This window comes from Protofrankia sp. CiP1_Cm_nod2 (assembly GCF_920664355.1).
In the GTDB taxonomy this organism is placed as follows: Bacteria; Actinomycetota; Actinomycetes; order Frankiales; family Frankiaceae; genus Protofrankia.
Window position 1 is genome coordinate 1 of sequence record NZ_CAKKTL010000129.1, and the last position, 14,479, is coordinate 14,479.

Consider the following 14,479-nt stretch of genomic DNA (forward strand, 5'->3'; position numbering starts at 1 on the left):
AGACTAAACGCGTAAGATCGTCGGCAGCGTCAGATGTGTATAAGAGACAGGAATATAACTATCCAGAGCAGATCGACCATGTGCCAGAAGCATGCGCCGCCCTCGAAGAGCACGAACTGCCCCTCGCTGAGCTCAGCCTTCCGGGACAGTGTGAACAGGACGACGAGCACAACGAGGCCGAAGAACAGATGCGCCAGGTGCAACCCGGTCAGCACGAAGTAGTACATGTAGAACTTGTTGACGTCCGGAGTCATCCCCATGGCGATCTTGTCGTGGTACTCGACGACCTTCACCGCGACGAACCCGAGCCCGAACGCGATCGCGCCGACCAGCAGGCGCGGAGCGCTGCGCCGGGCCGCTCCCCTGACCGCGCGCGTCGCTAACACGACGAGCAGCGAGCTCGACAGAAGCAGCAGCGTGTTCAGCGCCCCCAAGTCGCGGTTCAGGGTGCCCTGCGAATGAGCGAAAACCTCCAGCTGCTTACCGCGCTGGTTCAGGTAGACACAGAACAGGACGGCGAAGACCGTCATGTCGCCGAAGAGCAGCAACCACAGCCCGGCCTCGCCCGGGATGTGGTGTTCTCGCCGGACCGTCGAGGCCGGCACCTGGGTCTGTTGCATCCGTGAGTTCCTCGATCAGGAATCGTAGGTGGATGCGCCGAGGTCCCGTCCGTCCACCGGTCCCCGCCTCGGACTTCACCGGATTGCCGGTTCCTGCCCGAGGGGAAGCGTGCCGGCGGTCCGCTGATACCTGCGCTATGCCCTGTCCTATCGGGACGTCGAGGAGCTCCCCGCCGAACGCGGCCTGGCCATCGATCATATGACCGTCTACCGGTGGGTGCAACAGTTCGCCCCGCTGCTGATCGACGCAGCCCGGCCTTGCCGGCACATTCCTGGAGATCGGTGGTGTGTTGACGAGACCTATGTGAAGGTCTCCAGACGGTGGATCTACCGGTACCGGGCCGTCGGCCAGGACGGCCCGGTCATCGACGTGCTGGCCAGTAAGTATCGCGATCTGGCCGCCGGCCAGTCGAAGTCACCGCCGACCCATCCACCATCCAGCCACTCGACGCCAACACGATCATCCTATCGGGGAGTCGCTACGACCGTTTGACCCCGCCCTCCATATTGACTCCGCTGAATACAACAGATCCCCGGCGGCTGCCTGCGAGAGCACTGGCCGCACGTCGCTGGCCTGCCCGGCGACCCATCTGGTCACTGCTGGCTGACCGCTTCCGCTCGGTTCGCCTGACCTTCTTCCTCCTGGCGCCGTATGGCATCGAGCAGCACAACCGACAGCACAATCAGCCACAGGAAGAACACGACGACCAGCACCCACCAGGCAATCAGGCCGTTCCATGCCAGCGGGCCGTCCTTGAAGAAGACGTCGAAGCCCGCCGGGCAGAACAGCAGGGCGGCCAAGATACTGAAGTAGCCGGACCAGCGGGGGAAGATTGGCTTTTCCTGGCGGTCCGCGAGGATCGCGATCCCGATCACGATGGCCTGCGCGACGATGGTGTAGACTAGACCCGTGAACGGCAACCAGCCCAGGTCGTTCAGGGTCTGGACGATTTCGGGAGAGCGCTCGGAGCGGAAAGCGGCGGTTTGCCAGAAGTAGATGGGGACGACGAACTCGAGCGGGAGAAGCACCCCGAGCCCGAGCTGTGCGTAGGTGAGGGGGGAGAACTGCCCCTCTATCCGCTTGAGCTGCACCGAGACTGCCGCGACCCACGGGACCGTCAGCGTGCCGGCATAGAGAGTCAGCAGGAGACCGAAACGAATCTGGTTCGCGTGTTCGCGGAATCTCACCGCCACCTGGTCAGGACTTTCGGCAGGTGACGGCGGCGGTATGAAGTCAGCGATCAGCCAGAATCCAATAAAGAATAACACTGCTAAGACAGGTCCGCACCACGCGCACAGGCGCTGGGCTCGTATGTTCATCTCGATACTCCTCGTCCAAGGAGCTGGAATACAATAAGTGACTTTCTTGCGAGGCGTCTACGCAGGTCAGGGCGTTGCGATGGCGTCACTTAATCCATTACGGGCCCTAACCAGCGGGTAGGCGGCCCGATGACTTTGCTGCCAGGACTTGGCGAACAACCGAAATGACCGGAACTGCGCGAACCCAGCACGTCGAATGTGCGGGTGCCCCGATCTCGGCATAGAGGCCCAGCGACTCGCCGTAGCCACGAACCGCCCACCTGATAGTTTCCGGCTACCTGAGCTGACCACCCTTCCGGCAGACCGACAACTCGATCCTCATCCACGTCACGCGCGATCCGCCGAGTCCACTCCAACGCTAAGTTAAACCTTTGTTAGATTAGAATCTACAGCAGTGTCCAAACAGGGGCAAGGGCGGGCTCGCAACTGGGTATTCTGTAAGCTTTTGGGGCTTTGGTACGGTTTGGGGACCTGACGTCGGGTTCGGGTTTCGTCGTCTTGCGCTTGGCTGCCAGTGCGCTCTGCTGGAAAACATGGGCGCACGACAGCCGGGGTCTGTTGCGTTGAGCGGGAACGGTCCAGCCCCCCACCCGACGACCCGATCCGCCACGTCCTCTACCAGCACCTCCGACAAAACAAAGTCGCTCGACCAGACCTGGAACCTGGCATCTGACTGAGATCCGCCAGTACCAGGCGATGCTGGGGGTTCGCTACACGCCTTACCCCCAGCCACCTGACCAGCAGGTTCTTCCCCCACGACACCATCCGGGCCGCGGACCCGGCGCCCGACCCACGCGCGACAGCCGGGCCGCCACCCTGCCTACTAACGGTAGTTTGTTGGATCAGGGTTGTGGGGGTAGGTCTGCGCTGTCGGACGTCTCCGAGGTGAGGGGGTCTGACGATGACCAGACGTCTGCCGTGCCCGCCCGCGCCGGGCCCGTTGGAGGATTACGCCGTCCGGTTCGATGATCTGTTCTCGGCGGTGGGGCAGCGGCGGGGGTTCCGGGAGTATCTGACCGGGCTGCTCGCGCCGCGGGATCGGAACAAGACGTTGACCTGCCTGGCTGGGGCCGAGCCGGTGGTGGGCGCTACCCATCCGGCGGTGCAGCGGCTGCAGTTCTTCCTCGCGGAGTCGGTGTGGAACCCAGGGAAGATCAATACCCGGCGGGTGGCGCTGCTGCAGGCCGATCCGCGGACCGCCTCGCATGCGGCTGGGGTGCTGGTGATCGACGATTCCGGGGATCGCAAGGACGGCACGGCCACCGCGCATGTGGGCCGCCAGTGGCTGGGCCGGTACGGCAAGACCGACAGCGCGGTGGTCACGGTGAGCACGCTGTGGGCAGACGAACGGCTCTACTATCCGCTGCACGCCCGGCCCTACACCCCCGCCCACCATTTCCCGAAAGGTAAGAACGATCCCGGGTTCCGGACCAAGCCGCAGATCGCGGTGGACCTGGCCCGGCGGGCCCGCCCGGCCGGGGTGGCGTTCCGGGCGGTGGCGGCGGACTGCGCCTACGGCGACCACGACGCCTTCCGCGGCGAGCTGGCCGCCGCGGGGCTGCCGTTCGTCATGGCCCTCAGACCCCACCGGGGCACCTGGGCCTACGGACCCGACGCCCGTACCCCGGTCGACGCCGCCCGAGACCTGGCTTGGGGCGGCCCGGACAACCCCGGGAACTGGACAGCGGTGACCCGCACGTTCCGGGACGGGCGCACCGCCCTGTGGTGGGCAGCTGAGGCCCGGCTGGGCTGGTGGGGGCCGGAGGGGACCATCCGTCTGGTGGTGGCGACCACCGACCCGGCCCGGCTGCCGGAGAACAGCAGCTGGTATCTGGCGACCAACCTGCCCCGTCCGGGATCGGCACGCGAGACCGACAGCCCGCACCCGCCCGCCGACCTGGCCGAGCTCGTGCGGATCCACGGGATCCGGAACTGGATCGAACAGGGTTACAAGCAGGTCAAGGACGAACTGGGCTGGGCTGATTTCCAGGTCCGCTCCGACATCGCGATCCGCCGCCACCAGACCTTGGTGTTCTGCGCGTTCTCGTTCTGTTGGATGCATACCCCCCTCACCGAGACGCCCCCCGGGCAGGAACACCCCGGCAGTGGGCACGACCGGCGAGAGAGGGGGTTCCACAGCAGCCCGCCCGCCGGCGCGGCCGTCCTGGCCGGTGACACTGCGCGCGGTCCGCAGCTGGCTAACCCCCCTGGATCATGCTGCAACGCTGCTGGCACGCCTGGTCACCGGCACCCCCGCCCGATGACGTCCAAGCCCTGATCACCGCGGTCGGTACAGGGCACGGCCTCCACCTCTACCTCCCACCCTGATCCAACAAACTACCGCACGATGCGCGACCGTTGCACGCGAAGCGCGAGGGGTGGGCCGCTTGCCCGGGGGCAATATCTAAACTAAATTAGGACAGGCGTCGCTCCACGTGAGTCGTCGCTGGCGACAGGTGGCCTGTCGCCACGGAGGGAGAGATGATGTCGGTCACTGAGGCTCGTACCCACATCGATCCTGTGGTGCTGCACGAAGCCTTGGCCGTGGCCAACATTCCGACGCTGGTACCGCTGCTGGTGCAGCTCACCGGCGACCGCAAGTGGACACGCCCGCCCTACCGGCCGACTCGCGCTCGTGGCACGGACGACCACGATGACGGCGGCCTTCCTCCTGTGGTGCAGCAGGAGATCCGCTTAGCGGTCGAACAGGCAGTGTTGGACTGGGCTGCGGGGGCACCGGTCGCCATGCCCGCTCCAACGGGTCGGCAGCTGCTGGAGCTGCTTGAGCTGTGCGTCGCCGAGGAGGTTCCCGAGGACTTCGAGGCGATGACAGCCGAGCAGATGGGGTTCCGGCCCAAGCCCGCGCCGGTACCGATTGCTGTTGGTGGCGAGTTTCACGTGGTTGTCATCGGTGCCGGCATCTCGGGCATGACCGCCTCTAAGTACCTGCGAGACATCGGGATCGCCCACACGGTCGTCGAGAAGAATGCCAACGTGGGCGGCACGTGGATCGAGAACCGCTATCCAGGCTGTGGGGTCGACACCCCGAGTCACCTTTACTCCCTCTCGTTCTTCCCGCGTGCGTGGAGCACGTACTTCGGCAAGCGCTCGGAGCTCGAGGAGTACCTGGACGGGCTCGCCACGCACTTCGACCTCCGTAGGAACATCCGCTTCCAGACCACGGCGGTGGCAGCGTCCTGGGACGACGACGCGGAACTGTGGACAGTCATCGTCCGGGACGCGGCCGGTGCGGAAGAGGCCCTGACCGCAAACGTCCTCATCTCGGCTGTCGGTCAGCTGAACGTTCCGAAAATCCCCCAGCTCGAGGGGATGAAGCAGTTCAAGGGGCCGGTGTTTCACTCGGCGCGCTGGCCCGACGGTCTGGACCTGACCGGCAAACGTGTCGCTGTCATCGGGACCGGGGCAAGTGCCATGCAGATTGTCCCTGCCATCGCCGACGTGGTGGGAGCCCTCGACGTCTACCAGCGCTCACCCCAGTGGGTGTCGCCGAACAGCAACTACTTCCGGCCGGTTGATGGGCGGGTGCACTGGCTCATGGATAAGGTGCCGTTCTACCGCGCCTGGTACCGCTCCAAGCTTGCCTGGGCCTACAACGACCGGATTCACGCGTCGTTGCAGAAGGACCCTGCGTGGGCGTACCCGGAACGTTCACTGAACGCTGTCAACGACGCACACCGCAAGTTCTTCACGGCGTACCTGATGGGAGAGCTTGAGGGCAGGCCTGACCTTGTGGAGAAGGCCCTGCCCAGTTACCCGCCGTTCGGGAAGCGGATGCTGCTGGACAACGGGTGGTTCGCCGCGCTAAAGAAGCCGCAGGTGGAGCTCATCACGGCTGGGGTCGCGGCGTTGACAGAGACGGGAGTCGTCACTGTTGATGGGGAGGAGCGGCCGGCGGACGTCGTGGTCCTCGCCACGGGCTTCGAGGCCCACAACCCCGTCCGTTACCAGGTCACCGGCATAGATGGACAGGTGCTTCAGGACCTGTGGGGAGCGGACGATGCTCGCGCGTACCTGGGTATCACAGCGCCAGGTTTTCCGAACCTGTTCTTCATGTATGGGCCGAACACGAACCTCGGTCACGGCGGCAGCTTCATCTACCTGGCGGAGAGCCAGATCAACTACATCATCGATGCTCTGCAGCACATGCTTCGCGAGGGCATCAGCTCCCTCGTGTGCAGGCCGGAGGTCAGTGATCGGTACAACCAGGAGCTCGACGAGGCGCACCAGCGGATGGTGTGGACGCACCAGGGCATGGACACGTGGTACCGCAACTCCAAAGGCCGCGTGGTGACCGCGATGCCCTGGCGCGTTGTCGACTACTGGACGATGACGCGCTCGGTCGACCTGGACGACTATGTGCTGCGCAAGAACGGCCGGATTGTCCAACGACCGGAATCAGACGGGCTGCCCACTTGAAGGCTGGTTGCTGGCGGCATCAGCGAGCTTTCGGTCGTCGCGGTACGCGATGCCGCGGGATGTTCGGCTAGTACTCCAGTGACAGTGGCCGGCGTGTGGTCTCTGTGTGGGGTGGCGGCGTGGCGTCCGAACGGGTGCCACCGTGTGATTCTCCGTAGTTTGTGAGAACAACCGAGGAATCCGCGGTGGCCGCGGAGCAGAGTGTATCCGGGTCGGACGTGGCGGTGTGGGAGGCCGGTTTGGAGGAGCTACTGAGCCGCATCGATCCGTGTTTCGGGTCGGAGCAGCCTCGGGTGCAGGCACGGGCGTATGTGGCCGGGTTGTTGTCTCGGACGGAGCGGAAGAACGGGTGGACGCTCGCGGAATTCACCGGGCAAGAGGGCCCGCAGAAGATGCAGCGGCTACTGAACGGATATGTGTGGAACGCCGATCGGGTGCGTGACGTCGTCACGTCGTATGTGATCGAGAACCTGGCCGAGGCGGATGGTGTTCTGGTCGTCGACGAGACCGGGTTTGTGAAGAAAGGAACCCTGTCGGCCGGGGTGCAGCGGCAGTACTCGGGCACCGCGGGCCGGATCGAAAATTGCCAGATCGGTGTTTTCGCCGCGTATGTGTCCGGACGAGGGCGGGCGCTGGTCGACCGGGAACTCTACCTTCCCACGAGCTGGACCGATGACCGGGATCGGTGCGCCGCGGCGGGGGTGCCACGACGGCGGGGGTTCGCGACGAAGCCGCTGCTGGCGCTGGACATGGTCCGCCGGTTCTGGGCGTCCCACCGGGAGTTGGGGTGGGTCGCCGGCGATGAGGTGTACGGCGGCGACGCCGAGCTGCGGGACTGGCTGGAGGAGCATCGGATCGGTTATGTGCTGGCGGTCGCGTGCGACACCATGGTGACCACCGCGGTCGGCCGCCGCCGGGTCGACACTCTCGCCGGACTGGTTCCCGCCGGCGCGTGGGAGACGTATTCCAGTGCGGATGGCGCGAAAGGCCCTCGGTTGTATGACTGGGCGCTGGTCGATACCACTGATCTCGCCGGACCGGAGAACCGGGCGCAGCAGGTTCTGATCCGCCGTTCCCGTGGCGCGAAAAAAGGACTGGCGTTCTACCTGACGCACAGCCCCCGCGCCGTTCCCCTCGCTGCCCTGGTCACGGTCGCGGGACGCCGCTGGGGAATAGAGGAATGTTTTCAGGCGGCGAAGAACGAGGTCGGTCTCGACCATTTCCAGGTCCGTATGTACCACGCCTGGTACCGGCACATCACCCTGGCGATGCTCGCGCATGCCTGGCTCGCGGTCACCGTCACGAAGACTCGCGAACAGGACCCGCCGGAGCACCCACCTGCGACGAGGGCGGTGGGCTACCAGCGTGACGGCCATGGCCTCGCGGTCCCCGAGCAGCCGGAACCAGCCGAGACCGGGATGATCCCGTTCAGTCTCAACGAAATCTGGCATGTTCTCGCCCTGTTCGGACAGGCTGTTATCCCAGCGGCGGTGATCACATGGTGGTCGGACTGGCGCCGTCGCCACCAGGCACGCGCCCGCCGTTACCACTTCCGAACCCGGATCCGAACCAACCAGACGGACGTCGCGCGGGCCGCGACCACGTAAGGATCACTGTCACTGGAGTACTAGTATCTCGTGATTCCGCTTATTTCCGCTTTACTCCGGTCGGATCGTCGTGGATCAACCAGCTCGAAACCGGGTTCGGTATAATTGCCCACCAGTCGATCAGCCGCGCTATGTGTATCTTCGTGAAGATTCTTATCAAGCGGATCCGGGACTACATCGTCCATGGGAACGCCAATCCCACGCTGTTCGCTTGGACCGCGACCGTGGACGAGATCCTCGCCAAGGTCCAGCTTGTCCAGGCCGGCATCAAGAAAATTGTCGACAACAACGGTAAGTAGCGGTGGTTTGTTGTGATCGTTTGGTCATGTATGGGTGGCCAGGAATTCGCTGGCTGTGCCGGGTAGGGAAGGAGTGGTTCGGTCGCGGAGGTGATCGCGATGACAGAGCGGCTGCCGTGCCTGCCGGCTCCGGCGCCGGTGGAGGTGTACGCGTCCCGCTTCGACGGCCTGTTCGCCTCGCGTGCGCAGCGGCGGGGGTTCCGGGACTACCTGGTCGGTCTGCTGCTGCCGCGGGACCGGAACAAGACGTTGACCTGTCTGGCCGGGGCGGAGCCGGTGGCCGGCGCGCAGCATCGGGAGGTCCAGCGGCTGCAGTGGTTCCTGTCGGAGTCGCCGTGGGACCACGAAAAGATCAACAGTAGGCGGGTCGAGTTGCTGTTGGTGTCCTCGGACAGCGCGCCGCACCCGGGTGGGGTGCTGGTCCTGGACGATTCCGGGGACCGTAAGAGCGGGCATGCCACCGCGGGGGTGTCCCGTCAGTACATCGGTTCCCGGGGCGGTATCGAGCGCGGTGTCGTCGCGGTGTCCACCGTCTGGGCGGACGAGTGGGTCTACCACCCGTTGCACACCCGGCTCTACCTCCCGGCGCACTGCCTGCCCGACGGGCGGGCCGACCCGTCGTTTCGGACCAAGGGGCAGCTCGCCGCCGCCCTGGTCGCCGATGCCCGCGCCGCCGGCGTCGGCTTCCGCGCGGTGGTCGCCGACTGCTTCTACGGCCCGTCCGAGAGCCCCGGCCTGGTCACCGGGCTGCGCGAGGCCGGGGTGCCGTTCGTGCTGGCATTGAAACCGCACCAGGAACTGTCCCGCCCCGACGAGGACACCGACCTGCGTACCCCGGCCCAGGCCGCCCGCGCCCGGGTCTGGACCAGCCCTGAGCGGCCCGGCCAGTGGACACCGGTGCGGCGCGCCTACCGCGACGGGCACACCGAGACCTGGTGGGCCACCGACTGCCGGGTGGGCCCGTACCGGATCGGCGGGCCCCTGCGGCTGGTCGTGGCCACTTCCGACCCGGCGACCCTGCCGGCGACCAGCACCTGGTCTTTGGCCACCACCCTGCCCCGCCCGGACCTGCCCACCACGGCGGCGCCGGCGTTCCCACCCGCCACCTACGACGAGATCGTCTGCCTCTACGGGCTGCGTGGCTGGGTCGAACAGGACTACAAGCAGGTCAAACACGAACTGGGCTGGGCCGACTTCCAGGTCCGCTCCGCCACCGCGATCGCCCGCCACTGGACCCTGGTGAACTGCGCGTTCAGCCTGTGCTGGCACGACAACACCACCCCCGCCGAGCCACCCACGCCCTTCCCACCCGACGACACGCGGACAACGACCCGCACCACCACACCGCCGTGTTGGCCGGTCAGCCTCCGACAGGTCCGCGCCTGCCTGACCCCCCTGTGCCTCCTGCTACGCCTCTGGCAGGCCTGGACCACCGCCCCGATGCCCCACCCACTCCGCGAACTGATCGACACGCTCGCCGCCGGACACCGGCTCCGCCTCTACCTACCCCCGTAGATCACGGATCACGAACTGCCGATCACAACAAACCACCGGTAAAGACGGCGAATTACGAGGCGCTAGCGTCACGGAGCGGCTGATGTGACGCATGCAGCGTCACCCCGTACTGGTACTGACCGTCGGGATTGGATGAGGCGGCTCACGGAGTGTCCGCCAGGAGCGCCGACATCGAGACCGGCCCTCCACGCTGTCAGGCCGTCGCCGACTTGGGTGGCATCGCCGCGATGGCGGGGTGGTCCCCGTTCAACGGGCCGTGGCGGCGGGCCCCACCCGGGTCGCCGATCTCAGCGAAGAGTGCCTCGGCCCTGGCCGCGAGGTGCAGCAGCTCCCCAGGGAGGTCCACGTCAGCAGAGATAGCACGGACCGGGCACACGGCCTCGCAGGCGCCACAGTCGATGCACTCGGTCGGGTTGATGTACATCGACCGATCGCCCTCGTAGATGCAGTCCACAGGGCATTCCTTGACGCAGGAGTTGTCCTTGACGTCGACACAGGCATCACCAATGACGTAGGTCATGAAAGGTCCTTCATTTCCTGGAGCTGTCCGTTTGCTGTCCCGTTTGGCTCGGTTTGGAGCGTAGCTATGCAGCCGGCGATCACGAGCGCTCCGTCCCGACGATGGACACGAACGACACGCACTCGCCAGGACCTCCGCCGAGGTTGTGGGTCAAGCCCATGGTCTTTCCCGTGCTGGCGATACGGCGTTCGTCCGGGGCTTCATCACGAAGCTGCAGCCAGCACTCATAGAGCATACGGAGCCCCGATGCCCCCACAGGATGACCGAAGGCCTTCAGCCCGCCGTCGGGGTTGACCGGCAGCGCACCGTCCAGGTCGAATGTCCCGGCCAGGACGTCCTTCCACGCGGTTCCGCGGGGGGCGAAGCCGAGATCCTCCATGAGGACGAGCTCGGTGACGGTGAAGCAGTCGTGCACCTCAGCCATCGCAATCTGCGCCCGAGGGTCGGACACGCCCGCCTGGCGGTAGGCCTCCCTTGCGGACGCCGCGACCTCCGGAAAGGTCGTGAAGTCGTAGCCCGGGTCGACGTTGCCGTCTGCTGCCCCAGACACGAAGGACAACGCCTTCACGAACAGGGGGCGCTTGGTGTAGCGGTACGCATCCTCGGCCCGTACCACGATCGCTGCCGCTGCCCCGTCCGACACACCGGAGCAGTCGAACACGCCGAGGCTGCCGGCGACCAGTGGGGAGCAAGCGATGGTCTCCCTGGTCACTTCTCTTCGGAACTGGGCTCGCGGGTTCCGGGAACCGTTCTTGTGGTTCTTCCAGGCGATACGCGTGAAGACCTCCTTCAACTGGTCTTCGTCCACGCCGTACTTCCGACCGTAGGCCGGTGCTAGGAGGCTGAAGTTGGCTGGTGCCGTCGTGGTGCCAAGCGTGCCGCCCGTCCCGTCACCCGGAATCGACTGGCGGGTCAGGCCGGAGTAGCCGGAGTCCTTCAACTTCTCGACGCCGACGGCCATGGCTATGTCGTAGGCACCACTGGCGACGGCATACGCGGCGCCGCGCAGCGCCTCGGATCCTGTCGCGCACATGTTCTCAACGCGGCTGACGGGTTTGTCGCGGATCCGGAGCGGACGGCTCAGCGTCAGACCCGAGACCCCTGACATATAGGTGCCCAGCCAGAAGGCGTCGACGTCGTCGATCGCGACAGACGTGCTCTGCGTGGCTGTCCCCACCGCCTCGACAAGGAGGTCGTCCGTGCCGCGGTCCCAGTGCTCGCCGAACGCTGTGCAGCCCATGCCTACGATTGCGACCCGATCACAGATGCCTCTTGATGCCATCAGAGCCTCGTTCCGTCTTCGTGAAGCGGTCGTGCCTTCCAGAAATAGTTGTGCACGCCGTCGGCAGTCAGCAGGCGTCGGAACGTGAGGCCGACACGCAGGCCGATACGCACGTCGGCCGGGGTCGCGTCGGCGAGCTCGCATCGGAACCGACCGCCCCCGTCGAAGTCGACGACGACGGCCACCATCGGTGGGCTCGGTGTGAACGCGAGACGGTCAACAGTGAACGTCGCCACCGTCGCAGGCGTGTCACGCAGCGATCGCTGCGACATCTGGTCGGCTGCAGAACACGCAAAGCACACCCTTCCCGGTGGTACGTTGACCGCTCCGCACGCGTCGCACCGAGCCGCCTGAAAGGCGAGCTTGTAGCCGGCGGACCGGCGTGTTGGCGGCGCCGCGGGCGGGTCCGGCTCCGGTCGCCGGGGTGGCTCGCGGTCGAGCATTCCCCGCCAGGTGAGGAAGGCTGTGTAGCTGAGCTCGCCGTGTGAGCCATCCACCTGCCCTAGCACACCGGTCGGGGACCGCCGGGACAGCAGGTGCTCCGTGGTTCGCATCAGCAGAGCGCTCGCACCGTCGGCGAGGTGGACCAGCGCGACGTTTTCGCCAGCGCCAGCGCGGTCCAGAGCTGCGGCGAGCAGTACCCCGGGCTGGGCCGCACCGGGGTTGCCGATGCGGTCTGCCAGGTTGTCGACCACGGCTTCGGGACGTACGCCGCTGGCCTGCGCGAACTGCCGTACCGCGCGGGCGGCCAGGCCGCTCACGACAAGGTGGTCGATCTGGCCAGGGGCGAGATCGGCTGCTTTCAGCGAGGTGGTGAACGCCTCCTCAGCCAGCGGTCGGTAGACATGTTCGGCGAAGCGCTCCTCCCAGGTATGGGAAGCCTTTTCGCCGGGTGTCCGCCACCGCTCCAGGAACTCCTCCGTGGTCGAGGCGAACGCCAGGACGGTCGCGAGCTCGGGTGTCTCCGACGTGCCGCGTCCGAACAAGAACGCTGCGGCCGCGTCGCCGCCCTCTCGCTCGTCGCTGCTCCCGGGCAGCCCGGTGCGTATGTCGGCGACTACGGCGAGGGCCGGGACTCGTGCCTCGCTCGCGGCCAACAGTGCGCCGATGACCGACCGCGGTGAGCCAGCCATGTCGACCGCCAGCGTCGCCCGGTCAAGTCCGAGCGCGGCGTGCACCACCGCCGCATTGGTCTTGTCCAGGTAGGGAGGGAAGGAGGTGGCGAAATAGAGCCGCTCAGGCAGACAGCGCTGTCCCCGTAAAGCCGCCGAGCCAGCCTCCACCGCCATGGAGACGACATCCTCGTCGTACGACGCCACGGCGCGTGAGCCTCTCCCTCCCGAAGCGCCGAGAGCCGCCTGCATGTCGCTCCGACGAAGCCGGTGGTATGGAATGTAGGAGCCGTAGGACAGCAGGCTGGTCATGGACGTCCTTCCCCGGGGGAGTTGCCGACAGCCTAATTTCTAATCTAGGTTCGAGTCCAGTGTATGTCACACGCTCCGTCGACGCGTACCCCGGCGTCGTGTCGACATGCCCTCGAGGACGAGGATGCAGAACTGCTCCGCCAGCTGCTCCGGAGCCAGGTGGTGGTCGGCGTGGTACCACTCGACCGTCCAGTTCAGGGCACCCGCCAGCATCATCAGGACCACCGACAGATCGAGGTCGGAGCGGATGTCCCCGGCGTCGGCAGCGTCGTTGAGCAAGCCCCGCCACAGGCCGAGGTAGGTCCGCTGCAGCGGAAGGATGGTGGCTCGGACGCCGTCCGGCACCTGTCCGAGGATGCGCAGCATGGCCGAGGTGTAGTCACCCCAGGCCAGGACGGACAGCAGGTGCGCGGTTATGGCCATCGCCAGCTTGTTGATAGGCGCGGTGCGTGTGGGTAGGTCGTTGACACTACGCCTCACCATGTTGTCAGTGCGTTCCCAGGCATTGTGCAGCAGGTGCACCACCAGGTCCTCGCGCGAGGCGAAGTGGTAGTAGAGGCTGCCGGTCTGCATGTCGGCCTCGGTCGCGACGTCCACGAGCCGGGCTCCGGCATAGCCGTTCTCGCGAAAAATCTTCGCGGCCGCGTCGAGGATCCGAGCGGTCGTCGCGGCGCCACGTGTCTCTGCTGCGGACTCCTCGTGCGCATCGGATGTGAGGGTAAATATGATCTTGTGTGACCGGCGCCGCTTTCCCTTGGAGGTCCCGAGCCCGTCGAGGAACATCGCGGCGAACTGCTCCTCAAGATCACTGATCGTGAGTCCCTTCGGCTGGTCTGGGTGGAACCAGTCGGGGGAGGCGTTCATGGCTCCCAGAACGAGCATGCGGCACGCGGAGATGTCAAGGTCCTGACGCAGCTCGCCGTCACGCTGCGCGTCCTCGAACAGCTCCCGCCACCATTGGCCATACTCCCGCTGCAGCGCGAGGGCCTGAGTGCGGATCTCTTCAGGGACCTGCCCCAAGATGCGTAGAGTGGCCGCAGTGTAGTCGCCGATCTCGAGGACGGCTTCGAGATGGGCGTGCACGGCGATGCGGAGCCGGTCAAGGCCGCTCGCGTTGGGAGGTGCGGCGGAGACCTTGCCCATGACGAAGTCGTTCGTGCGCTGCTGGCCGACACGCAGGACTTCCTGGACCAGGCCTTCCCGCGAGGCGAAGTGGTAGTAGAGGCTGCCGGCTTGTATCTGTGCCGCCGCGGCGATGTCCGTGAGGCGCGTCCCAGTGTAGCCGTTCTGACGGAAGATCTTGGCTGCGGCGTCGAGGATGCGCTGTCGTGTCGCCGTGGCCTTCTTGCCCGGGTGGGTGCGCACCGTTGTCATCGCCGTTCCTCTCTGGTTGATCGCCTGATTCTAAACGTGATGCGAGAGGCGACGGCCGCCTCCTCGACGACCAGCTCGCGG

9 protein-coding genes and 3 pseudogenes are annotated in these 14,479 nt (G+C 66.1%); 6 read left to right on the forward strand and 6 right to left on the reverse strand.

The genetic code is table 11. The annotated features are described in order from the left end of the window. Positions 1-29 precede the first annotated feature (29 nt). Positions 30-620 carry a cytochrome c oxidase subunit 3 gene (locus NBW84_RS14990; RefSeq protein ID WP_250285360.1) on the reverse strand — a complete coding sequence of 197 codons (591 nt, stop codon included), beginning with the start codon at positions 618-620 and terminating at the stop codon, positions 30-32. Positions 621-652: 32 nt separating this feature from the next. On the opposite strand from NBW84_RS14990, the pseudogene NBW84_RS14995 reads away from it, so the two are divergent. Further along, positions 653-1,064, forward strand: a pseudogene (locus tag NBW84_RS14995) (DDE-type integrase/transposase/recombinase); the annotation flags it as partial. A 150-nt stretch (positions 1,065-1,214) separates the two neighbouring features. On the opposite strand, the gene NBW84_RS15000 reads toward NBW84_RS14995, so the two are convergent. Beyond that, the gene (locus tag NBW84_RS15000; protein ID WP_250285370.1) at positions 1,215-1,940 is read right to left on the reverse strand and encodes a hypothetical protein; all 726 of its coding nucleotides are present in this window, start codon (positions 1,938-1,940) and stop codon (positions 1,215-1,217) included. A gap of 901 nt (positions 1,941-2,841) precedes the next feature. Between NBW84_RS15000 and NBW84_RS15005 the strand changes: the two are divergent. From NBW84_RS15005 to NBW84_RS15025, 5 genes and pseudogenes are all read left to right on the forward strand, one after another. Then, positions 2,842-4,204, forward strand: a pseudogene (locus NBW84_RS15005) (IS701 family transposase). A gap of 217 nt (positions 4,205-4,421) precedes the next feature. Next, on the forward strand, positions 4,422-6,377 hold the full coding sequence (locus tag NBW84_RS15010) for a flavin-containing monooxygenase (protein ID WP_250285362.1): 1,956 nt from the start codon (positions 4,422-4,424) through the stop codon (positions 6,375-6,377). Between the two features lie 218 nt (positions 6,378-6,595). Then, positions 6,596-7,984 carry an IS701 family transposase gene (locus tag NBW84_RS15015; RefSeq protein ID WP_250285369.1) on the forward strand — a complete coding sequence of 463 codons (1,389 nt, stop codon included), beginning with the start codon at positions 6,596-6,598 and terminating at the stop codon, positions 7,982-7,984. A gap of 143 nt (positions 7,985-8,127) precedes the next feature. Beyond that, positions 8,128-8,283: a hypothetical protein gene (locus NBW84_RS15020; protein WP_250285363.1), complete on the forward strand. Its 156-nt coding sequence runs from the start codon at positions 8,128-8,130 to the stop codon at positions 8,281-8,283. 99 nt (positions 8,284-8,382) lie between these two features. After that, positions 8,383-9,773: pseudogene (locus NBW84_RS15025) on the forward strand (IS701 family transposase); the annotation flags it as partial. A gap of 218 nt (positions 9,774-9,991) precedes the next feature. Here the strand turns inward: NBW84_RS15025 and fdxA are convergent. From fdxA to NBW84_RS15045, 4 genes are all read right to left on the reverse strand, one after another. Then, positions 9,992-10,318 (reverse strand): ferredoxin, encoded by a 327-nt coding sequence (fdxA, locus tag NBW84_RS15030; RefSeq protein WP_250285365.1) that lies wholly within the window; start codon positions 10,316-10,318, stop codon positions 9,992-9,994. Between the two features lie 79 nt (positions 10,319-10,397). Next, a complete protein-coding gene (locus NBW84_RS15035; RefSeq protein ID WP_445548507.1) occupies positions 10,398-11,600 on the reverse strand; it encodes an acetyl-CoA acetyltransferase in 1,203 nt (400 codons plus the stop codon). Next, positions 11,600-13,024, reverse strand: a complete 1,425-nt coding sequence (locus NBW84_RS15040) for an OB-fold domain-containing protein (protein WP_250285367.1) — start codon at positions 13,022-13,024, stop codon at positions 11,600-11,602. Before NBW84_RS15040 ends, NBW84_RS15035 begins: the two co-directional genes overlap by 1 nt. 66 nt (positions 13,025-13,090) lie before the next feature. Then, complete coding sequence (locus NBW84_RS15045; RefSeq protein WP_250285368.1) at positions 13,091-14,398, reverse strand: TetR family transcriptional regulator; 1,308 nt, start codon at positions 14,396-14,398, stop codon at positions 13,091-13,093. Positions 14,399-14,479: the final 81 nt, after the last annotated feature.

Excerpts from the sequence above, each read along its gene's own strand:
- NBW84_RS14990 (WP_250285360.1), bottom strand. The coding sequence starts at position 620 with ATGCAACAGACCCAGGTGCCGGCCTCGACGGTCCGGCGAGAACACCAC.
- NBW84_RS15000 (WP_250285370.1), bottom strand. The coding sequence starts at position 1,940 with ATGAACATACGAGCCCAGCGCCTGTGCGCGTGGTGCGGACCTGTCTTA.
- NBW84_RS15010 (WP_250285362.1), top strand. The coding sequence starts at position 4,422 with ATGATGTCGGTCACTGAGGCTCGTACCCACATCGATCCTGTGGTGCTG.
- fdxA (WP_250285365.1), bottom strand. The coding sequence starts at position 10,318 with ATGACCTACGTCATTGGTGATGCCTGTGTCGACGTCAAGGACAACTCC.
- NBW84_RS15035 (WP_445548507.1), bottom strand. The coding sequence starts at position 11,600 with ATGGCATCAAGAGGCATCTGTGATCGGGTCGCAATCGTAGGCATGGGC.
- NBW84_RS15040 (WP_250285367.1), bottom strand. The coding sequence starts at position 13,024 with ATGACCAGCCTGCTGTCCTACGGCTCCTACATTCCATACCACCGGCTT.
- NBW84_RS15045 (WP_250285368.1), bottom strand. The coding sequence starts at position 14,398 with ATGACAACGGTGCGCACCCACCCGGGCAAGAAGGCCACGGCGACACGA.